This is a genomic window from Salinivibrio sp. AR640, assembly GCF_001995405.1.
GTDB lineage: Bacteria > Pseudomonadota > Gammaproteobacteria > Enterobacterales > Vibrionaceae > Salinivibrio > Salinivibrio costicola.
The window spans coordinates 55,678-77,107 of sequence record NZ_MUFD01000013.1 but is presented as its reverse complement, the minus strand read 5'-3'; the positions used below and the strand labels follow the sequence as shown (position 1 = coordinate 77,107).

General features: G+C 49.6%; 19 protein-coding genes. 9 read left to right on the top strand and 10 right to left on the bottom strand.

What is annotated here, in order from left to right; all coding sequences use genetic code 11:
- Positions 1-10: 10 nt before the first annotated feature.
- A complete protein-coding gene (locus BZG75_RS08545; protein ID WP_077576721.1) occupies positions 11-1,681 on the bottom strand; it encodes a methyl-accepting chemotaxis protein in 1,671 nt (556 codons plus the stop codon).
- 232 nt (positions 1,682-1,913) lie between these two features.
- Here BZG75_RS08545 and BZG75_RS08540 point away from each other — a divergent pair, with 232 nt between their 5' ends.
- The 3 genes from BZG75_RS08540 to BZG75_RS08530 are packed head-to-tail and all read left to right on the top strand — an operon-like array spanning position 1,914 to position 4,272.
- The gene (locus tag BZG75_RS08540; protein WP_077576720.1) at positions 1,914-2,645 is read left to right on the top strand and encodes a 5-oxoprolinase subunit PxpA; all 732 of its coding nucleotides are present in this window, start codon (positions 1,914-1,916) and stop codon (positions 2,643-2,645) included.
- Positions 2,642-3,337 carry a 5-oxoprolinase subunit PxpB gene (pxpB, locus tag BZG75_RS08535; protein ID WP_077456587.1) on the top strand — a complete coding sequence of 232 codons (696 nt, stop codon included), beginning with the start codon at positions 2,642-2,644 and terminating at the stop codon, positions 3,335-3,337. The genes BZG75_RS08540 and pxpB overlap by 4 nt, the downstream gene beginning before the upstream one ends.
- The gene (locus BZG75_RS08530; RefSeq protein ID WP_077576719.1) at positions 3,322-4,272 is read left to right on the top strand and encodes a biotin-dependent carboxyltransferase family protein; all 951 of its coding nucleotides are present in this window, start codon (positions 3,322-3,324) and stop codon (positions 4,270-4,272) included. Before pxpB ends, BZG75_RS08530 begins: the two co-directional genes overlap by 16 nt.
- Before the next feature lie 73 nt (positions 4,273-4,345).
- Here the strand turns inward: BZG75_RS08530 and BZG75_RS08525 are convergent, their stop codons facing one another.
- Together BZG75_RS08525 and BZG75_RS08520 are read right to left on the bottom strand one after the other, a co-directional pair.
- Positions 4,346-6,175, bottom strand: coding sequence for a DUF3413 domain-containing protein (locus BZG75_RS08525; RefSeq protein ID WP_077576718.1), 1,830 nt, complete (start codon positions 6,173-6,175; stop codon positions 4,346-4,348).
- Positions 6,176-6,248: 73 nt separating this feature from the next.
- A complete protein-coding gene (locus BZG75_RS08520) occupies positions 6,249-6,650 on the bottom strand; it encodes a diacylglycerol kinase (protein ID WP_077576717.1) in 402 nt (133 codons plus the stop codon).
- A 96-nt stretch (positions 6,651-6,746) separates the two neighbouring features.
- Here BZG75_RS08520 and BZG75_RS08515 point away from each other — a divergent pair, with 96 nt between their 5' ends.
- Entirely contained in the window at positions 6,747-7,790 is a 1,044-nt protein-coding gene (locus tag BZG75_RS08515) for a glycosyltransferase family 9 protein (RefSeq protein ID WP_077576716.1), read from the top strand.
- Between the two features lie 40 nt (positions 7,791-7,830).
- Here BZG75_RS08515 and acnA read toward each other — a convergent pair whose 3' ends face one another.
- Positions 7,831-10,575, bottom strand: coding sequence for an aconitate hydratase AcnA (acnA, locus tag BZG75_RS08510; protein WP_242413592.1), 2,745 nt, complete (start codon positions 10,573-10,575; stop codon positions 7,831-7,833).
- 596 nt (positions 10,576-11,171) lie between these two features.
- On the opposite strand from acnA, the gene BZG75_RS08505 reads away from it, so the two are divergent.
- The 3 genes from BZG75_RS08505 to BZG75_RS08495 all read left to right on the top strand — a co-directional run bounded on the left by BZG75_RS08505 (position 11,172) and on the right by BZG75_RS08495 (position 13,750).
- Entirely contained in the window at positions 11,172-11,807 is a 636-nt protein-coding gene (locus BZG75_RS08505) for a 2OG-Fe dioxygenase family protein (protein ID WP_021024275.1), read from the top strand.
- 2 nt (positions 11,808-11,809) lie between these two features.
- Positions 11,810-13,057, top strand: coding sequence for a cysteine desulfurase-like protein (locus tag BZG75_RS08500; protein WP_077576715.1), 1,248 nt, complete (start codon positions 11,810-11,812; stop codon positions 13,055-13,057).
- 225 nt (positions 13,058-13,282) lie between these two features.
- Complete coding sequence (locus BZG75_RS08495) at positions 13,283-13,750, top strand: ASCH domain-containing protein (RefSeq protein ID WP_021024272.1); 468 nt, start codon at positions 13,283-13,285, stop codon at positions 13,748-13,750.
- A gap of 62 nt (positions 13,751-13,812) precedes the next feature.
- On the opposite strand, the gene BZG75_RS08490 is transcribed toward BZG75_RS08495, so the two are convergent.
- The gene (locus BZG75_RS08490; RefSeq protein WP_077576714.1) at positions 13,813-14,097 is read right to left on the bottom strand and encodes a hypothetical protein; all 285 of its coding nucleotides are present in this window, start codon (positions 14,095-14,097) and stop codon (positions 13,813-13,815) included.
- 156 nt (positions 14,098-14,253) lie between these two features.
- Between BZG75_RS08490 and BZG75_RS08485 the strand changes: the two genes are divergently transcribed.
- Positions 14,254-15,642: a class II fumarate hydratase gene (locus BZG75_RS08485; RefSeq protein WP_077576713.1), complete on the top strand. Its 1,389-nt coding sequence runs from the start codon at positions 14,254-14,256 to the stop codon at positions 15,640-15,642.
- 34 nt (positions 15,643-15,676) lie between these two features.
- Here the strand turns inward: BZG75_RS08485 and msrB are convergent, their stop codons facing one another.
- The 4 genes from msrB to BZG75_RS08465 form a co-directional block, all read right to left on the bottom strand.
- Positions 15,677-16,120, bottom strand: coding sequence for a peptide-methionine (R)-S-oxide reductase MsrB (gene msrB / locus BZG75_RS08480; protein WP_025744776.1), 444 nt, complete (start codon positions 16,118-16,120; stop codon positions 15,677-15,679).
- 106 nt (positions 16,121-16,226) lie between these two features.
- Entirely contained in the window at positions 16,227-17,294 is a 1,068-nt protein-coding gene (locus BZG75_RS08475; RefSeq protein WP_077576712.1) for a succinylglutamate desuccinylase/aspartoacylase family protein, read from the bottom strand.
- A complete protein-coding gene (rimK, locus tag BZG75_RS08470; protein WP_025744775.1) occupies positions 17,281-18,186 on the bottom strand; it encodes a 30S ribosomal protein S6--L-glutamate ligase in 906 nt (301 codons plus the stop codon). Before rimK ends, BZG75_RS08475 begins: the two co-directional genes overlap by 14 nt.
- Positions 18,187-18,201: 15 nt before the next feature.
- Positions 18,202-18,642, bottom strand: a complete 441-nt coding sequence (locus BZG75_RS08465) for an ATP-dependent zinc protease family protein (protein WP_198532344.1) — start codon at positions 18,640-18,642, stop codon at positions 18,202-18,204.
- Between the two features lie 211 nt (positions 18,643-18,853).
- Here BZG75_RS08465 and BZG75_RS08460 point away from each other — a divergent pair, with 211 nt between their 5' ends.
- Positions 18,854-20,194: a magnesium transporter gene (locus BZG75_RS08460; protein WP_077576711.1), complete on the top strand. Its 1,341-nt coding sequence runs from the start codon at positions 18,854-18,856 to the stop codon at positions 20,192-20,194.
- 101 nt (positions 20,195-20,295) lie between these two features.
- Here the strand turns inward: BZG75_RS08460 and BZG75_RS08455 are convergent, their stop codons facing one another.
- Positions 20,296-21,204, bottom strand: coding sequence for a mechanosensitive ion channel family protein (locus BZG75_RS08455; RefSeq protein WP_025744772.1), 909 nt, complete (start codon positions 21,202-21,204; stop codon positions 20,296-20,298).
- Positions 21,205-21,430: the final 226 nt, after the last annotated feature.

Genomic DNA, 21,430 nt, shown 5'->3' with positions numbered 1-21,430 from the left:
GCTCTAATCCTTAGACTTTAAATTGGCTAATTAGGCGTTTGAGCTCGTCACCGGAGTGGTTCAAGTCTGATGCTGTGTGCGCAGAGTCATTGCTGGCACTGAGTAATTGGCTCACAATATCTCGGATAGAAATCAAATTGCGGTGGATATCCTCGGTGACTGTGGTTTGCTCCGCAGCCGCAGACGCAATATGGGTGGTCATGTCATTGATTTGGGTGATCGCATTGCTCACCGAATCAATGCCGCTGCCAATTTCGTTGGATGCCTCTGAGGTTTGCTGGCAGGTGTCATTGCTTTGTTTCATGCCCTCGACGGCCTGATTCACATAAGACTGCAGCTCGTCTAACATCTCTCGAATTTCGTGAGTGCTCTTTTGCGTGCGACTCGCGAGGGTTCTCACCTCATCGGCTACCACTGCGAAGCCTCGTCCTTGTTCACCGGCCCGTGCCGCTTCAATCGCCGCATTCAAGGCCAATAGATTGGTTTGTTCGGCAATATCGCCAATCACAGACAGCACGCCGGTGATTTTATGCGACTGCTCGTTGAGCGAATCAACGTTGTTACTCGATGTATTCATTTGCTCCACCAGTGTTTTCATGGAGTTAATGGAAAACTCGACTTTGTCTTGTGCCTGACGTGCATCACCGGTGGCGGCACTGGTGGCATCTGCAACTTGTGTGGCACTTTGAGAGACCTCTTGTGCGGCAGAGCTCATTTCGGTCACCGCCGTGACCACTTGCTCGGTCTCGTTATCGTGCGTTTGTAATTGGCTAGCAAACTGTGCGGCTTGGCTGTCTATATCACGAGCGGACTGGCTGACTTTTTCCGTGACTTCGACGACGCTGCGGATGGTGGTTTGCAGCTTGTCGATAAAGCGATTAAATGCATTGCCCAGCAAAGCTATTTCGTCGTGCCCTTTAACCGTTAGACGTTGGGTCAGGTCGCCATCACCGTCGGCAATGTCATTGAGGTTGTCCAGCATGTCTTTCACTGGCGTTGACATCCGTTGGGCAACAAACGCAACCGCAACAAAGGTAACAATCAGAATAATAATCCCGGCAATGATCATTCGTGCAGTTTGTGCCGCTAATGCTTCCTCTGCATTTTCCCGGAAATCGGTAACGCGCGCCTCAATATCGTCAATGTACGCCCCCGTTCCCAACATCCATTGGCCGTTATTGACCATATCGGCATAGCCAATCTTTTCGATCAGTTCATTGGTTCCCGGCTTTTGATAGAGATAGGTGAAGGTGCCATCGCCACTTTGCGCTGCTTCGAGTAGGCCCACAATAATTTTGTTGCCCTTGGGATCAGTAAGGTTAATTAACGATTGTCCTTCGACTTCAGGTTTCAGCGCGTGAAAGATATTGGTTCCCTGACGATCGTAAATATAAAAGTAGCCCGCCTTACCAAAGGTCACTTCGCGAAGTGCGTCTTTGACATTTTGTGTGGCATCGCCGCTCGCTTGCTGAGCGTTTTTTACCACAGTCGCGGCAATTTCGGTCGCTTCGCGAAGCTGCATTTTTCGCTCATCAATTAATTTGGTTCGAAAAGTGGCAATGTTCTCTTCGACCAGCTCACGCTCGTAGTAGGTAGTGATAAACAACGTAACGAGAATGGATAATACCAAGGGTACGATGGCAAGCACTAAGAGCTTTCCGCGCAGCATTAACTTCAACATACCGGATACCTTGTGTTAATGATGGTTTCGATTTCGCTAAAGTATGGGAGACATCCTGCTCATTTGCCGCACCAAAAGCCCTTTATTTGATATGGGTTGGGAAATATCTTGTAATACTTAATGGTTGCCTAACTTACTTGTTCAAGCTTGTTTTGACTAACCATATGAATTGAAAAAAATTTATACTATAAAAACCGTAAGGTAGAGCAAAGTCAGTGAAATCGAGGGAGTGATGAAACTAAACGCAGACATGGGTGAGAGCTTTGGTGCGTGGACGATGGGAATGGATAGTGCGCTGATGCCGTGGATTGATATGGCCAATATTGCGTGTGGCTTTCATGCCTCTGATCCTGATGTAATGGCGGCCACGGTAGCACTCGCAGTAAAGCACAATGTGAGTATTGGTGCTCATCCCGGCTACGCCGATAAGCAGGGCTTTGGCCGTCGTCATATTGATCATACCCCAGCACAAATTAGTCACCTCGTTCGCTATCAAATCGGCGCGTTACAAGGGATCTGTGCACGCTTTAATGCGAGCCTTGATTATGTGAAGCCTCATGGTGCGCTGTATAACACCATGATGGTGGACAATGATTGCTTTGAAGCGGTGTTGGCTGCGGTGGCTGATACGCTGCCCAATACGCCATTAATGGTGTTGGCATTGCCTGATAACCGTCAGCATCGCCAGCTTGCCCAACGAGCCGGTGTGCCGTTGATTTTTGAGGCCTTTGCTGATAGAGCCTATCTGGCGTCAGGGCAATTGGCGCCGCGCGATCAACCGGGCGCGGTGTTAGATGACGCCAACGCGATGATTGCACAGGTATTGCAGCTATCTCAACATGGCACAGTGACAACCCTCGAGGGACAAACGCTCTCGCTTTCGCCGGATACGGTGTGTGTGCATGGAGATAACCCACAATCGGTCGAGGCGATAAAACAACTCAGAAAGGCCTTAACACCATGACACTCAAGGTTGAGCAGGTCAGTGAAACGACGGTAATGATCCGGTTGGGCAATAAGATCGATCTTGCCTTAGTCCCACAGTTATCCGCGCTGTGTGAGCGAATCCAGCAACACTTTGGCCGTGGTGTGGTTGAGTTAATTCCCGCCTACACCAGCGTTCTGGTGGAAGTGAATGTTCGCTTACTCTCGCCAGAAACGTTGAAAACCTGGGTGATGAATCAAGGCGACTCATTGCGAGTCACCGACGACGCCGTGGGCGGAAAACACGTGTCGTTGCCGGTGTATTATCACCCCTCGGTCGGACCCGATCTGGCTGCGGTCGCCGAGTTTGCCGGCGTGAGTGAACAAGAGGTGATTGCGCGACACAGCCAACAAACTTACACCGTTTGTGCGATTGGTTTTGCGCCCGGCTTTGCCTTTCTTGCGTCGGTGGATGAGACCATAGCCATGCCACGTCATACCACGCCTCGTCATCAGATCCCCGCTGGTAGTGTGGGCATTGCACAACAGCAAACTGCGGTGTATCCGGCGGCTTCGCCCGCAGGCTGGCAAATTATTGGCAATTGTCCCAAGGTGCTATTTAATCCCCGTCAATCGCCCATGATGCCGTTTGATGTAGGTGATACCGTCTGTTTTGAGCCGATGTCAGAGTCTGATTACCGCGCGGCAGGAGGTCAATGGTGGCAGGATTAACGGTGCTCGACCCCGGCGTATTGAGCTTGGTGCAAGACACAGGGCGCTACGGGGTAGGCCAGCTTGGCTTAAGCCAAGGCGGGCCGGTCGATTGCCACGCATTTGCTTGGGCGAATTATTTACTCGATAACCCCGCAAAGACGCCGCTTGTCGAGATAACCATGGGCCAAGCACGTTTTCGTGCTGACCATGCGATGTCGATCGCCATCACCGGCGCAGACATGCAACCTTGTATCAATGGTCAGCGCGTGGGTATGTGGCAGACGTTGACGCTAAATGCGGGTGATGAATTGCGTTTACGCTACGCGCGCCGTGGTTTGCGGGCCTATCTCGCGGTGCGCGGCGGCTGGACGGTCGATGGCGCATTTGGCAGTGCCGCGACGGTGATGCGCAATCAACTCGGCGGCCTTCATTCCGGATTAGGTGAACAGGCGGGAGGCATGGCGCTCACCAAAGGAGATGTGTTGCCTTGCCGACCGCATGCGCTGTTGCCGAGGGTGCGCGGTGTACCGACACGTTTTATTCCTGATTACAATGCCCTGACTCCACTGGCGCTTGTGCTGGGGTATCAGTTTGATAGCTTCAGCGCCGAGGCGCTAACGGCATTTTTTGATGGCGAATACACGGTCGATCAGCACAGTGATCGTATGGGTGTGCGGCTCAATGGACCGAGCGTCGTAAGCAAGCAACCGGGTATTGTCTCCGAAGGCATTGCGCTCGGGGCCGTGCAAGTGCCCCCTGACGGTCAGCCGATTGTACTACTTAACGATCGGCAAACACTCGGTGGCTATCCTAAGCTTGGCTGCTTAACCCGTGCCAGCTTAAGCATGTTGGCGCAAACGCGACCCGGTCAGACCGTGCATTTTTATCCAGCGCGGCTGGCGGATGCATCGGCGCAATGGCAGACGTTTGTGCAGTTTTTTGACTGGATCTAGCCCGAAGAAAAATGGATAAATGAGCCTCTGGAAGACAGAGGCTCGTGAAGGGGAGTCTCGCGCAAACAACGGACTAGCGGAAACGGCTAATTTGCTCGAGGGCTTTTTCCATTTGCGCAAAGTCAGGTGACGCGTTTTCTATTGGTCGGTTGGTGTTATCCATGTATTGATATTGCCCCCCCGCACCCACTTCTAAAATGGTGTCGTCGGTCACTAACGCATAGCCGCTGTAGTTTGACGATAATACCCAATCTTGACCGGGGTTTGGTGCAAGTAAGTCATGACCAATCGCGTAGCTGGCCGGATCGGATGTTACGCCTAAATAATGCTTCATCAGGGTGGGCGCAACATCTTGGTGGCTGGTTAGCTGCTTGCCGGTATCGATCTGCTTTGCATCGATGCCGGGGCCTATCATCGCGAAAGGCACATGAATTTGTGGGTCAGTAAAGTTACTGTTGTGCCCCCAAAAATTCAGTTGGTTGTCGTTCATTTCTTGGCCGTGATCGCCAGTGAGCACAATCAAGGTATTATCGAACTCTCCGCTTTGTTTTAGCTCCTCAATGACCTTGGCTACCAAGCTATCCACGTAGCGCACGCTGGTCTTATAGCGATTGAAAAACGGTGTCAGATCTGTCTCGTTATTTAATTTGAGATAGTTAATTTCGTCCAACATTGGTTGATACTTGGGGGTAAAGTCTGCAGGGAAATCATAGCCATGTGGCGCATCGTAAAACAAAAACGAGAAGGTGGGACGATTGGGGTCACGCTTTTGGTGCCAACGGATCCAATCTTGGGTCAAATCTGCGTCTAGCTCGGCGGGAGAATCGCCCTCAGAACCGTTACGTAAATCGGACACCTTGGCAAACACGGTTTGGTTAAATTCCGGCTTTTCCAATTGCGCGGCGGTAAAAATACCCAGTTGATAATCGAGTGCCTGCAGACGATCCATCAATACCGGTGACTGCTGATTGGCAAGAAAGCTGTGCCAATAGGTGCCGGGCATGCCATAAAACAGGCCAAAAATGCCGGTACGGGTGGCGTTCCCCGTCGCAAGGTGATGTGAATAGGTACGGCCATTTTGTGCCAACGCCCAAAGGTTAGGGGTGTTGTCAGCATTGAAGGTATCCGCACGCCATGAGTCAACCACCAAAAACATGATATTCACCGGCTGCGCAACCTCAGTCGTACTTAGCGGCGAAAGGGGATAGTTAAGGTCGGCTTCGCGATCCACATCCATCGCCTTTTGGCGCGCTAGAGCTTGTTCATCAATCCAGCCGTTTTTACGCATCATACTGTTAGCGGTGGCCGGATAAAAAAGCGGCAAATAACGTTTCACCGTTGTCACGGGCTGATACGCATAGGCTGCAGCCCAAATATGAATCCCGTGTGTGGCAAGCAAGGTAAGAAACGTGAGCAGCGCGAATTTTTTGCCGATTTTCTGTTGGGAAGAAAAACGTGTCCGTGACAATGCAGCCAGTAGCCACCATTGCGCAGCGACACAAGCAAGCACGCCACCTACTACCATCAGCCAAGTAATCAAAGGGAAGCTGACAATCTGTCCGGCGAGGATCAGATCCAGCACCATGGCATTGATATGGAATCGGTATTGGGCGAAGACGATGGTATCGATAAAAAGCGTGATCACACCCACTGAGGCTACCAAGGCAAGTAACGGCCGGTACACTTTGCTTGGCAGCAGTAACAGCGGAAGTGTTAGCAAGCCAATAATGGCGGCAAGTAAGGCCATCTGGCTAAAGGTACTGACCACGATAAAGGTGATGCCAAGTGGTTCAGTAGGAAAGCTAGGTAGAAACGCAAAGTAGCGGCTAGCTATTGCCATCAATACAAGAGCGTTAATGGCAATAAACCAGCTATGTGTTTGAAGTCGCGATTTAAAAGACATGTTTTCTCATCACAGTTGAGTTAATCAATTGACAACGTAACGGGCGCGTTGCCGGGTTGTATGACGACGTGTGTTATCGAATAAGTGGAACACCAAAGTGATGCCATAAGATGGTAAGCCAGACCACACCTGCTAAAAGCAAACTGACAAACACCGCCGCAGAGCCGATGTCCTTTGCTCTGCCACTGAGTTCATGGCGCTCTACACCCACTCTGTCGACCACGGCTTCAATGGCGGAGTTAAGCAGTTCGACAATAATCACTAACACAATGACGCCGAACATCATCAAAGATTCCATCACCGGCAATTGTAGCCAGAGTAATACGGCTAACGCCGTTGCCAATAATACAACTTCTTGACGGATCGCGGCTTCATGGTGATATGCCGCTTTTAATCCAGCCCAAGAATAGCCAGTGGCTTTAATGATACGTATCAGCCCTCGCGGCTTTTCTGAGGGGGATGTATTAGCGTCCATAAATACATTCTCGTAACAATTTGATCGATAGGCTGGCATTTTACATTTAACCGAGCCAACTGCATAATCGGCGCGATAACTTAATTGGAATTTGTTATGTCTCTGTTTACTCACGCCCCACGCTCCCTGTGTTTTTTACGCCTGTCTGCGATTGGCGATGTTTGTCATGCGGTCGCGGTGATTCAAGCCGTGCAGCGCCATTGGCCGCAGACGCAGATCACTTGGGTGGTTGGTAAAGTCGAAGCACAGCTTTTAGCCGGGCTTGATGGGGTGGAGCTGGTGGTGTTTGATAAAAAAGCGGGATTAGCAGGCATGCGTCACGTCTGGCGGCAGCTGAAAGGGCGCCGGTTTGATGCGTTAGTGCATATGCAGCTTGCTTTACGCGCGAGCTTATTGACGGTGGGGATCGCCGCGCGCCACCGCGTGGGGTTTCACCGCCACCGAGCGAAAGAGGGACAGTGGCTGTTTACCAATAAACGGATCCCCGACACCCAATCTTGCCATGTGTTAGATAGCTTTTTCGCCTTCACTCAATATTTGGGCGTGCCGGTTATGCCGCCGCAGTGGCAACTACCACTTTCTGAAGACGATCATGCCTTTGCTAAAGCGCAACTGGGTGACAAGCCTACTGTCGTGATCAGTCCAGCCGCGAGTAAAGATGAGCGCAACTGGCTACCAGAGCGCTACGCTGAATTTGCCGACTACGCAGTCGGTAAAGGGTATCAGGTGGCACTTTGTGGTTCGCCGGCGGCGCGTGAAAAAACGCTGGCCGCCCGCATTATCGCCGCCGCTAACGCGCCATTGGTTAACTTGGTGGGACAAACAAGCCTTAAGCAATTAGCTGCGGTGCTCGCACGCGCTGATGCGGTGCTGGCTCCCGATTCTGGCCCCGCACACATGGCAACCACGCAAGGCACGCCCGTTTTAGGTCTTTACGGGCATAGCAATCCGAAGCGGACCGGCCCTTACAACAATCTCGCGGATGTGGTCAGTGTTTATGAAACCTTTGCTGAACAGCAACATGGCAAGCCCGTTGAACAGCTAGCATGGAGCACGCGGGTGAAAGGCGATCACGTGATGGCTGCCATTGATGCACAGCAGGTGATCGACGCGTTTGAAACCATGATGGCGAAGCAATAGAAAAAGGCCCCGTAGGGCCTTTTGTGTATCAATGCCAGTATTAGCTGGCGAGCTGGCGGAGCACGTAGTGAAGAATGCCGCCATGGCGGTAGTAATCCCACTCAACCGCGGTATCGATGCGGACATTGACGTTAAACGCAATGGTTTTATCATCCCGCATGGCACGCACTTTGAGGGTGGACGGTTCGCCGCTAACCTCGTCAAAGTCGAATGCTTCCGTGCCATTTAAGCCAAGCGATTCGACGGAGTCACCGTCTTTAAACTGCAACGGAAGCACACCAAAGCCAACCAAGTTAGAACGGTGAATACGTTCAAAACTTTCAGCAATGACGGCTTTAATGCCTAATAGGTTAGTGCCTTTTGCAGCCCAGTCACGACTTGATCCCGTGCCGTACTCTTTACCCGCAAGCACCACAAGTGGTGTCCCCTCGGCTTGATAGCGCTGAGCCGCTTCATAGATGCTCATTTGCTCATTGGTGGGCAAATAGGTAGTCATACCGCCTTCGGTGCCCGGCGCCATTTGGTTTTTTAAACGTACGTTGGCAAAGGTACCGCGCACCATCACCTCGTGGTTACCACGGCGCGAGCCATAGCTGTTGAAATCCTTCGGCTCTACACCTTTAGATTTCAAGTATTCGCCCGCGGGGCTATCTGGCTTAATTGCGCCGGCGGGTGAGATATGGTCAGTAGTAATAGAGTCACCTACTTTGACCACACAGCGCGCCCCCTTGATAGGTTTTATCTCAGGAAGTGCCATGGTCATGCCGTCAAAGTACGTTGGCTTTTTAACGTAGGTTGAATCGGGCCATGAATAGATCTCATCTTGTGGTACTGGTAATTGTTGCCATGCCTCGGTCCCTGCAAATACATCTGCGTATTTGTTTTTATAAAGCCCGTCGGTCATTGCTGCTTGAATGGTGTCTGCCACTTCTTTTGGCGTTGGCCATATATCATTAAGGTAGACGGGCTTGCCTTGTTGATCGTTTCCTAGCGGCTCTTTGAGAACATCAATATTCATATTGCCCGCCAGTGCGTAGGCAACGACTAGTGGTGGTGAGGCTAGATAGTTAGCTTTCACATCTTGATGAATACGGCCTTCAAAATTCCGGTTGCCCGATAGCACGCTAGTGGCTAATAAATCCGCGGAACGAATGGCTTCTGCAATTGGCTCAGGCAATGGTCCTGAGTTACCAATACAGGTGGTACAGCCAAAGCCAACGATATTAAAGCCAAGCGCGGCAAGCGGCTCGAGCAGGCCGACGTTTTCTAAATAAGCCGGCACTACTTGTGAGCCCGGGGCGAATGATGTCTTAACCCAAGGCTTAGTATTTAAGCCTAAATCTCGCGCTTTTTGTGCCACTAATCCGGCTGCCACCAGTACGGCAGGGTTCGAGGTGTTGGTGCAAGAGGTGATCGCAGCAATCACAACCGCGCCGTGCTCAAGGTTGAATGTTTCCCCTTTGTATTCGACCGCCACTTTGCCCTGTTCGCGTAGGCTTGGGTTGTCCACGGCTGTTTGCCCGCCTTCGCTGGCAAAGCTTGCAATCACATTATTCGCCGCTGCTTGCTCTTTTTCTAACAGCTGATCAAACTGACTTTTTGCCTCAGTTAAGGCGATGCGATCTTGTGGCCGTTTCGGACCGGCAAGACTTGGCACCACATCGCCAAGGTCAAGTTGCAAGGTATCGCTGTAATCTGCCACCGGTGCATCATCATCGCGCCACAAGCCCTGTGCTTTGGCATAGGTTTCGACCAAGGTAATTTGATCCTCGGTACGGCCTGTCAGGCGCATATAACTGAGCGTTTCTTCATCAATCGGGAAAATGCCGCATGTTGCGCCATACTCTGGTGCCATATTGGCAATGGTCGCGCGATCAGCCAACGGCAGTTTCGCGAGGCCAGGACCGTAAAATTCAACAAACTTACCCACCACACCACGTTCACGCAGCATTTGGGTGACGGTGAGTACTAGGTCAGTGGCAGTAGCTGACGCGGGCAATTCGCCTTTTAGCTCAAAGCCGACCACTTCAGGGATCAACATAGTAATAGGCTGCCCAAGCATTGCGGCTTCGGCCTCAATACCGCCAACCCCCCAGCCAAGCACACCGAGCCCGTTAATCATGGTGGTGTGAGAATCTGTACCAACCAGTGTGTCTGGCATGGCTAACTTGTTGCCACCTTTTTCTTCGACGAGTACGCCGGGAGCGAGATATTCGAGATTGACTTGGTGCACGATTCCAGTACCTGGAGGCACGACACGGAAGTTAGAGAATGCTTGTTGGCCCCAACGTAAAAATTGGTAACGCTCCCCGTTACGCTGGAACTCAATCTCGGTATTTTTCTGTAGAGAATCAACGTGGCCGTAGTCATCCACCATAACGGAGTGGTCAATGACCAGGTCAACCGCGCCGAGTGGGTTGATTTTGGCCGGATCACCGTTTAAGTCGCGCATGGCAGCACGCATAGCGGCTAAGTCAACCACGGCAGGCACGCCGGTGAAATCTTGAAGGACAACGCGCGCCGGAGTGAAATTGACCTGATCTTGTCCGGCGTGGTCGGCTTGCCACTGACAAAGCGTACGAATGTCATCCGCAGAGACATTCTTACCGTCTTCTTTACGTAGTAAGTTTTCTAACAGCACTTTTAAACAGTAGGGTAAGCGACTGATATCGAATGGCTCGGGCAATGCATCAAGTCGATAATAATCATAGCTCTCACCGTTGACGTGTAGGGTACGCCGGGTGTTGAAGCTGTCTTGGCTTTTGGAATCAGGTGTATTGCTCACGGGTGCCTCCCCTGGTCGGTTATTGTGAGTAAAAGAAACGGTCATCATGCGTTGCAGGCAACAGTCTCTCTTGGGGATTGCTTATTTTACCTTCATTATTGTAAATGGGGTTTTGTTGAAGTTAAAGGTTCGTTATCACGATACGGTCGATGGTTCTCATTGATCAATCCTTTTGTTTCACAACGTGCGCAAATAGCGCACTCAATGAGAGTATAGAAGGCTCTGCATCAGCGGGCGCTTCCGCTAAAAAGGGCTTATTTGGTATCAATGAACCATACTGATTTATTCTAAATGGCAACTTTTCGTGACAGCAATTAGTCATTCTGCCTATGGAAAATATCGCTATTTTCATCTTTGTTAGCCATTAATGCTAATGTTTTGGAAATGTTAATCATACATCTGGAGTGTTTCAATCGCTTAACGTTTTTAACTAGTCTAAAATGCTATTTAGGACTTTTTTGGTCGATAAATCTAGGGGTAAAACTGGAAATGGTAGGGTATTTGATTGACTATTCCATGTAGCGCATTTGTTAAATTTCTTGTCTGACAATTGCATTGCATCATTGTGTGCTTCGGCATGACAAAAGGAGACAGCCATGAATACCTCAACCCTACTCATGCAGCTTAATCAGTTAGATGATCATCATATCAAGCAACTGCAACCTTCATTTAACCGGTTACCTGGCACTTCGCATGCGGATGGTGGATTTCGCCTGCGTCGTTACTCGATCGTTCATGTCTTTGACGGCGGGGTTGAAAAGCTGCCGCCACGACCATTTATGCAAACTTCTGATATCAATGAATTCCAAGGTGATGTGGCACGGACGTTTGAAGATATCGAGCCCGAGACAGTACAAACGCCAGGGTTTCATGCGATGTGCCGAACCTTTCGCGACCTCTATCAACTTAGTGATGATAATGATATCGAAATCCACCAGATTCGTATTCAGGCGGATAATCAATCTGTGCAGGTCGCCCCAGAAGGCGTTCACCAAGACGGCTTTGATCATATCGCCATTGTGAGCATTGGCCGCGATAATATTGATGGCGGTGATTTTCAGGTGTTTCGTCACAAAACTAGCGCACCACTCTTTAGTCTCCCATTGATGCCGGGTGAAATGGCGGCCCTCGATGATCGTGCCCTTTGGCATTATGCTGAACCGATTACTCCCGTTAATCATGCGCAATCAGGCACGATGGATGTATTTGTACTCACAGCAACAAGGAAGTAACGATGATACCGGCAGTTTTTTCTCCCCATGCAGTACGAGGCCATTTTCCTGCATTGACGCAAACTATTGACGGCCAATCCGTTGCTTTTTTTGATGGGCCAGGGGGGGCGCAAGTACCGCAATCTGTACTGGATGCCATGGTGACTTATCTGGGGCACTATAATGCGAACTTGGGGGGACAATTTTTTTCTGGGCATCACACCACCGCAATGATGCAACAGGCACGTGATAGCGCCGCTGCTTTTGTCAATGCGCCATCATCGGACTGTATGGTCTTTGGCCCGAATATGACAACGTTGACGTTTTCGTTAAGTCGCGCAATCAGCCGTGATTGGCAAGCTGGTGATGAGGTGATTGTCTCGGCACTCGATCATTATTCTAATGTCTCTAGCTGGCAGCAGGCCGCACACGATAAAGGGGCGACTGTTAAGCAGGTGCGAGTGGATGAATCCAATTATTCGATCGATATGACGCATCTTGCCAGTCTTATTACGGACAAAACCAAACTGATTGCGGTGACGCTGGCCTCAAATACCACCGGTAGTTTGGTGGATGTAGCAAACGTGGTAGAGATGGCAAGAAAGGTTGGTGCCAAAGTCTATGTCGATGCTGTCCATTACGCTCCGCATTATTTGGTCGATGTACAAGCATTAGGCTGTGACTTTCTTGCCTGTTCGGCGTACAAGTTTTTTGGCCCACATCTGGGTTTTGTATATGTGGCGCCTGAGTGGGTACAGACGTTGAAACCTTACAAAGTCGAGCCAGCCACAAACCAAGGTCCCGGTCGATTTGAAACAGGTACTCAGAGTTTTGAGGCGATTGCCGGATTTATTGCGGTGGTGGAATATCTCGCGCAGTGGGGCGATCCTGATTGTTCACTAAGAGAAAGATTGGCACAAAGCTATCGCCAGTATCAGGCGCATGAACAGCAGTTATCCGCCCATTTTATTGACCTGATGCAGGCCTATCCCAATGTTCACATTTATGGGATCACGGATGATGACCAGTTGGCTTATAGAACCCCAACCTTTGCGATCCGGATTGAAGGCGTCACGCCCGCGGATGTGGCGCAAGCGCTAGGGAAGCAACATTTTTGCGTGTGGAATGGCCACTTTTATGCCCAAGGTTTGTGCGAACAGCTTGATATTTTAGACAAAGGCGGTGTGATCCGTATCGGTATGATGCATTACAACACCGTTGATGAAATTGACCGGCTACACCAAGCCTTATTGCCATTTATTAGCGATTAAGGTTAATCAACCTCTCAAGCGGCCAAAAGAGCCGCTTTTTTTAGTTAAAATTGGCCTCGATTGAGATTTAAGTGTGAATTTATTCACAATGCAACCTTGAAACGTTAGCTCGCTCATAGGCGAATGCCTATCCGTACGTTATGATCACCACTGTTAGCACTGCCCAAGAAGCTGTTCAGAAAGAAATCATTTAAAAAGAAACCAATAATAATTAAGGCGAGACCCATGACTGAAGAACAAAACGCCTTTTGGCATCAATATCTTGCGACTCTTCCCTCTGACCAACGGCCAGCCGATGATCAAGTAGTGGTGGACACCTTAAGTCATCACACGGTGAGAGCGAATGAAGTCGCGACATTAGTGAGCCTAAACAAAAAGAAAGCGCATTGCCGGTTGCGCAGCTCTTTGGAAGAGAAAAATGCGGTGATCCCTCAAAAAGGACATTATAAGATCGTCCTTAATGGTCACCAGCGACCCGTGTGTATCGTCAAAACCACACAGGTGAGTTATTGCCCGTTTAACCAAGTTAACGCCGAATTTGCGGCACGTGAAGGCGAGGGAGATGGCTCTTACCAATGTTGGCACGAAGCGCATTGGGGTTACTTCTCCCAGTACGCCAAAACACACGGCCTGCATTTTGATGAGCACTCGGATGTGGTGCTTGAAGAGTTTGAGAAAGTTTATCCATTCTAAACATCAAAGCCGCGTAGAGCGGCTTTTTTGTGATTGCGAGTTATGGACAGGAATATTTTTGTTTACTCACCCAAGTCCAAATTCATCTCATCGGCCCATGGCATGTCTGGCAGGGTGTCTAAGTTGGCTTCGTAACGTGATAGTGTGAACTGCCCGTTATTTTGGCTAACGTCGTAAATCTCAACCATCAATGCGCACGCGATATATTCAATAGCTTCTTCGCGGGAATAGCCGGTCATACGCAGACGCATAACTGTCTCGGCGACTTTTTTAGGCTCTTGGTCAGTAATTTGATTCTCGACGACCGTAATCAGATCTTCGATACGCGTACTGGCTTCTTCTTGCATGGTTTTACTCGTTGTTTTTTATCGTGGCGCCATCTTAGGACATCAAACAAGCCCTAGCACGACATTTTTGAAATGCGTAAGGCGTATACGTTTCAATAACCGTGGCTAATATGTTAATGATAACTATTATCGAAAAGTATAGTGAAACAAAAGGATATGACCATGACAAAAACTCGTATCGAAAAAGACAGTATGGGCGATGTTGAGGTGCCGGCGGATGCCTTGTATCAAGCGCAGACCCAACGAGCGGTAAACAATTTCTCGGTCAGCGAACTGACCATGCCAGCGGACTTTATTCGCGCGTTAGCTATGGTGAAACATGCAGCGGCAACGGCTAACGAAGAGCTGGGCTTACTGGATGGCAACATCGCCCACGCGATTCGCCAAAGTGCCGAAGCCATCATGGATGGTGAGCATTTAGCGCAGTTTCCGGTGGATGTATTTCAGACCGGCTCAGGCACTAGCTCAAACATGAATATGAATGAAGTGCTGGCAACCTTGGCCTCTGAAAAGTGTGATGAAACGGTCAGCCCCAACGATCATGTCAATATGAGCCAAAGCAGTAACGACTCTATTCCTACGGCTATTCAGATCAGTGCTACTTTGGGCTGTGAAAAAGCCTTACTTCCCGCGTTAGTGCATTTACGTGACGCGTTACAGGAAAAGAAAAGCAAAGTCGGCCATATCGTGAAAACGGGTCGTACCCATTTGATGGATGCGATGCCTGTGACGCTTGGACAGGAGCTGGAGGCTTGGTCGCAGCAAATAGAACATGCGATGGTACTAATTACCCAAAGCCTATCATCGGTGCGCGCACTGGCACAGGGTGGCACGGCAGTAGGGACGGGAATCAATGCTCATCCATTATTTGCCGAGCGTTTTGCCAAAGCAATCTGTGCGTGTAGCCACTCCTCATTCACGGCGAGCGAGAATCCATTTTTTGCCATTGGTAGTCAGGATGCGCTGGTGGCACTGCATGGTCAGTTAAAGACCACCGCAGTGGCAACCATGAAACTGAGTAACGATTTACGTTGGATGAACTCGGGCCCACTTGCCGGGTTAGGAGAAATTGAGCTAGAGGGGTTACAGCCGGGATCGTCTATTATGCCGGGGAAAGTGAATCCTGTTATTCCAGAATCCGCTGCTATGGTCGCGGCACAAGTCATGGGCAACGACACCACTGTCACTGTAGCCGGTCAGTCGGGTAATTTTGAATTGAATGTGATGTTACCTGTTATTGCCTCAAACTTACTGCAAAGTATTCATTTACTCGCAGGCTCTAGCCGACTGCTGGCAGATAAAGCCATTCGTAGTTTTAAGGTCAGAGAGGACAATTTGCAAGCTGCACTGTCTCGCAATCCGATTTTAGTGACGGCGCTTAATCCTGTGGTTGGATACTTGAAAGCGGCTGACATCGCGAAAAAAGCGTATCAACAAGGCCGCCCTATTTTGGATGTTGCAGAAGAAGAAACTGATCTAGACCGAGAAAAGCTGGCTGAGTTGCTTGATCCAACCAAACTGACACAAGGCGGTATTGCTGAGTAAAATACGGGGCGAGGCAGACTCGCCCTTTAAAGCATTAATCCATTTTTTTAAGTGCAATGGCATTCATACAAAAACGTAAGCCAGATGGCTCGGGACCATCTGGGAAGACGTGACCCAGGTGAGCATCACAGCTGGCACAGGTGGTTTCAATACGCGTCATGCCATGGGTTGTATCTTTGTGATAGGCAATGGCATTGTCTTGCGCTGGCTGGGTAAACGAGGGCCAACCTGTGCCTGAATCGAACTTTTCGCCGGCATCAAACAGCAAGGTGCCGCAGCACACGCAGCCGTAGAGGCCTGGCTCAAATAGAGTACACATGCCCGAGCTAAACGCGCGTTCTGTGCCCTTTTGGCGTGTCACTCGGAAAGCGTCATCACTGAGTTGTGCTTGCCACTCTTGTTCGGTTTTTTCTACTCGCGACGGCGGTGTGAGATTGCCGTTTTCACTTCGAGCGACGATGTCTTGCCATGTCAGCATGATGTTATTCCTCTTGTTGACCGGACAGGAGTCCGTGCTACAGGCGTCTAGTGTTATGAATCCTGGTGATCGATGCAAGTAGTACGGTTGCTTTTTACTGCTGGGATCAACTTGATAGGGTGCCAATCCCCCATTTTATTTCATCATCGAGATCATCTTTCACTTGATCGCGATAATCTTCCATATGTTGCTCAATCAAGTCATCGGGCTGTGAGAAGAACGCAATATGGAAAATCGCATCCCCTTCATTCACTACAGGGAGGGTATGCTGACCAATGACGATACCACTTTGCTGGGCTTTGATTTCGGTTTCTGTTGTGCCTGCGGGATCACTGATAATGCCAATGACTTGATCGCGGTTGACACTTTGTCCAAGCGCCACGTGACTTCTCAATAAACCATCGGCTTCTGCACGCACCCATTTTGTTGATCGGGCTGTGACGGGCTGATAAGGCGTTTTTCGACGTGTTTGGCGTAACATGCCCAGGTAGCGCATCACACGAATCACCCCTCGTACACCGGCATTAATCGCATAAGGCTCAAAACGAAGCGCCTCACCGGCTTCATAGGTGATCACGGGAATATCAATACGCTCAGCTTCGGCGCGTAGCGATCCTTCACGCAATGCGGCATCGACCACCACAGGCGCGCCAAATGCGGTTGCCATCGCCGCCGCCTCTTGATTCTCCAGATTGGCTCTAATCTGAGGCAGGTTGGTGCGATGAATGGCCGCGGTATGTAAATCGATAACATGGCTACATTGGCGAATCACTTGCTCAAAGAGCTGATACGCCATTCTTCCCGCTATTGATCCTCGCTCTGATCCGGGGAATGAGCGATTTAAATCTCGGCGGTCAGGGAGATACCGTGATTTGTGAATAAACCCAAACACATTCACAACAGGAATCGCGATTAAGGTGCCATGTAACTTTTTCGGATCGATTTTGGCCATGACTTGACGAACCACTTCAATACCGTTGAGCTCATCTCCGTGGATGGCGGCACAAACAAGCAGCACAGGGCCATTTAACTTACCATGCAGTACTTCAACACTGACGTTAAGCGGTGAATGTGTGTACAAACGAGCAATTTCAAGTTCGAGACTCGCTCGCTGACCGGCTTGAATATGTTGTCCACCGATCTCGATAGCGTCGCTTTGTTTAGCCCTTCCCACGTGTGCGTGTCCTCTGAGGTTTGGCATTTTTTTCTATATAATCAATCACTAGTCCGGCAACATCTTTTCCTGTTGCGCGCTCGATGCCTTCTAAACCTGGTGATGAATTGACTTCCATGACCAACGGGCCACGTTCTGAACGTAACAGATCGACGCCCGCGACATTCAGTCCCATGGCTTTGGCTGCCGCCACTGCGGTTCTGCGCTCTGTAGGTGTGATCCGAACGAGGGTCGCGGTCCCGCCACGATGAAGATTCGATCGAAACTCGCCAGGTTGTGCTTGGCGTTTCATCGACGCAATCACCTTATCGCCGATAACAAAGCAGCGAATATCAGCACCGCTTGATTCTCGAATATATTCTTGCACTAAGATATCGGCTTTAAGGCCCATAAATGCTTCGATCACACTTTCTGCGGCTTTTTTGGTCTCGGCGAGCACAACGCCAATACCTTGGGTTCCCTCAAGCAGTTTCACCACCACTGGCGTGCCTCCGACCATCGTCAGCAAATCGGCAATATCACCCGGTTTACTGGCAAAACCAGTGTGCGGCATACCGATGCCTTTGCGTGATAGCAGCTGCATAGAACGCAGCTTATCCCGCGAACGTGTGATGGCGACAGACTCGTTCATCGGAAAGACGCCCATCATTTCAAACTGGCGTAAGACAGCACAGCCATAGTAGGTAACGGACGCGCCAATCCGTGGAATAATCGCATCGAACCCACCGAGATCTTCCCCTGCTAAATGAATAGACGGTTGGGTTGAGTTGATACTCATATAGCAGCGTAATGCGTCGATGATCTTGTAATCATGGCCACGTTGTTCGCAGGCTTCGATGAGGCGGCGCGTAGAGTAAAGATTTTTGTTACGCGAAAGAATACCGATTTTCATTGCGCTTGGGGCTCCTTATTTACCGAGGAGGAATGAAGACATGGGATCGACAATGATCTTACCTGCCATTGCGGTGCGTCCCAGTAACATACGAAATCGCATGTTATCGCGTGCGGTGAGTGTCATTTCGATGGGATAACACAAGGTTCCCGCTTTTATCGTTGTTTGTATCACATATCGTAGTTGCTCGTGTCCTCCGGAATCACGTACGAGGCGTCGTGCGAGAACCGGTGCTTCGGCTTGAACGGCGGTTTCGTCATCGCCTTGGTTTGGATGGACCCAGAATCTTACCCACGCCTGGCCGCTTTTCTCGAACTCTTCAATTTTAAACGTGTGTAAACAGGAGGTGCGTGCACCCGTATCGATTTTCGCTTTGATGCGGGCTATATCGAGCTCAGGAAGGCTCACCCATTCGCGCCAACCGACACAGACTTTATCGTTCGATTTTACAGGCATTGTCATCATTACTCGTTGTTATTTAGCCCTTGTCTCACCATAGAAGCGATAATGATTATGCGTGGTAAGAATCAGAAAAATCAGCGATGATATGTGATAACCATCGCATACCAATTGCGGCGATGTCATGGCATTTTGTGGGCGACGGATGATCCTCATCGGGCCTAGCCAATGCGTTTTCCGCCCATGGTTTCGTTATGAAGGAAATACCATGCAAACCAGTGAGAGACAAGAAGTGATTGATGATCTGCTGTCAAAAGTCGATCAAGGTTCGCTTGATGTCGTGCAAGATATTGAGCAGGCACATAGTTTAGATAGCCTTGCGTTATTGTTAGAAGCCTTACCGTTGACCGATCGTGTGGGATTCTGGGAACAACTGTCGTCGTCATTGCAGCTGCCTGTGCTGGCTGAAATGCGAGATGATGCCAGTGAAGCGATTATCCGTGCGGTGGATGATGATCAGTTGCATGCACTATTCGCCGACTTGGATGCTGATACCTTACTTGAGCTGCAAGATGTGCTGACCGAGCCATTACTGGAAGAAGCGCTAGGTCGGATGGATTCAGAGCAAAAGCAACGTTATGCCTCCGCCCAGCAGTATGCAGATAATCAGGTTGGGCATTGGTGTGATCATCAGCCTTTGGTCGTTCCTGCAAAAACGAAAATTAACGTGGTATTACGATGGTTGCGGCGTGTCATGCCAAAGTATTGTGATCACGTATTTGTGGTCGATAGTCGAGGCTTTTGGGTGGGTGCGGTGCCAATCCACCAGTTATTTGGCGCGGATGGACGATTAAAAATTAGTGAGCTGGTTCGAGACCAATTTCCCAGCTTGAATGCGCGCGATGACATCTACGCCAGTGCTGACAAAGTGGCAAACAGTGAAGAGATTGCCTTACCCGTACTCGACGAGGGAGGGCTCTTGATTGGTCGTTTCGATTTGGGCACCGCCTATGAGATGCAGGCCGAGCGTGCCGAAGCGCAAATTATGGCCTCTGCGGGTCTAGATGAAGACGAGGACTTATTCTCGCCGGTGATGAAAAGTGCTCGAAATCGCGCACTATGGCTGGGTATCAACTTAATGACGGCCTTTCTCGCCTCCTGGTTTATCGGTTTGTTTGAAGCTACGCTACAACAAGTGGTGGCGCTGGCGGTATTAATGCCGGTTGTTGCATCCATGGGAGGAATTGCCGGCAGCCAAACGCTCACCTTGATCGTACGTGGTTTAGCACTTGGACAAATTTCTAAGTCCAACTTAAAACCCCTGCTTACGAAAGAGTTCAAAGTCGGCTTATTTAATGGGATTTTATGGGCTGTGGTGATTGGTGTTATTGCAGGATATTGGTTTGATAGTTGGGGCTTAGGTGCGGTGATTGGGAGTGCAATAGTCGCTAATATTATCAGTGCCGCCTTGGCAGGAATATTTATTCCAGTGCTATTAAATAAACTGAAAATTGACCCAGCACTCTCCGGCTCAGTGATCTTAACCACTGTGACGGACATTGTCGGCTTTGTCGCCTTTTTGGGTTTAGGGACACTGTTTCTGCTATAATTTTTTTCGACGATAATTTGCTTTTTTCGACCCCAAAATCTTTCGAAAAAAGTGCTTTCGATCAAAAAAGCGCTCATGAGGGGAATGAGCGCTTCTAGTTGTTACGCGTTGGCCAACGGCACAGAGGTATCTGTTGTCTGTGGCTCTTCCGCTTCCAGTTGTTTACCGTCTGCGATGGGAAGCAGCTTCTCGCAATACAATGTCATAATATCTTCACGGATCAGCTGCTCCAGTTCCGCTGCGCGCTCTGTTGGGCAAAAGAGTCGAACGTGAACAAGCTGTTCGCCTGTTTCGGTGTGCGATAAATATAAATGCGGCTCAGGGCCGGGTAAATCGACGCCCGCATGACGCTCTATCACATGATTGTATCGCCGAGCGATATCCATAAAATCTTCACTATGATCGTCAATACGTGCCAATAACGCGGGAATATGCGGATATAAATTAATATCGCCGCGGATCACCAGATGAAAATGGTGATACACATACCGCTTCATAAAGTTAAGATTTTTCACCGTGGTGGCAAAGAACAAGCTATTTGGGAGGGTCGCGGTTTTTCCGGTATAGCAATAATGGCCATTATGGGTATCAATTTCTTGAATTTTCGTCGCCATTAAATTGTGTTCGATCACCTCACCGCGTGTGTTACCGACTTCAATCCAATCGCCAATACGAAACGAGCGAGAGCTCGCGCGTTGAATTGAACCGGTAAAACATAAAATGATCTCTTTTGAGGCGACGACAACAGCAACGGCGATGGCGGTCAATGATAACGCAAATTCATTGATTTCGGTGTTCCAAAACAGGAATAGAAAGAGTAACAGGGTAGTAAACGCCCCGTTTTTCGTGCGAGACATCCATTTACGCTGATCTTCGCTAAGAAAATTACTGTCACCACGAATGTGGCGTAGGATCAGTCGGCGAACAAGACTGACTACGACAACCACTCCGACGGTGGTTAATAACTTGTTTTCTAACAGTAGTTGGACAATATTGCTTAACTCAGACAAAAAATCTATCTCCATGGTTTCCGTTAACGCCTACCCGAGTGATGGCGCTATTCTGCCCCCAAGTGAACAAAAATAAAACGCATACTTTGCAAATAGTGTTCATTCCGCTGTCCGTCACCAAGATATAAGCTTATGGGTCGTGCGTGTTTGAGCGTCGGGTGTGGTGGTTTGAAGGACATATAAAAAGCCCTCATAAAAATAAGGGCTTTGTCGGGAGTTCGTGAGT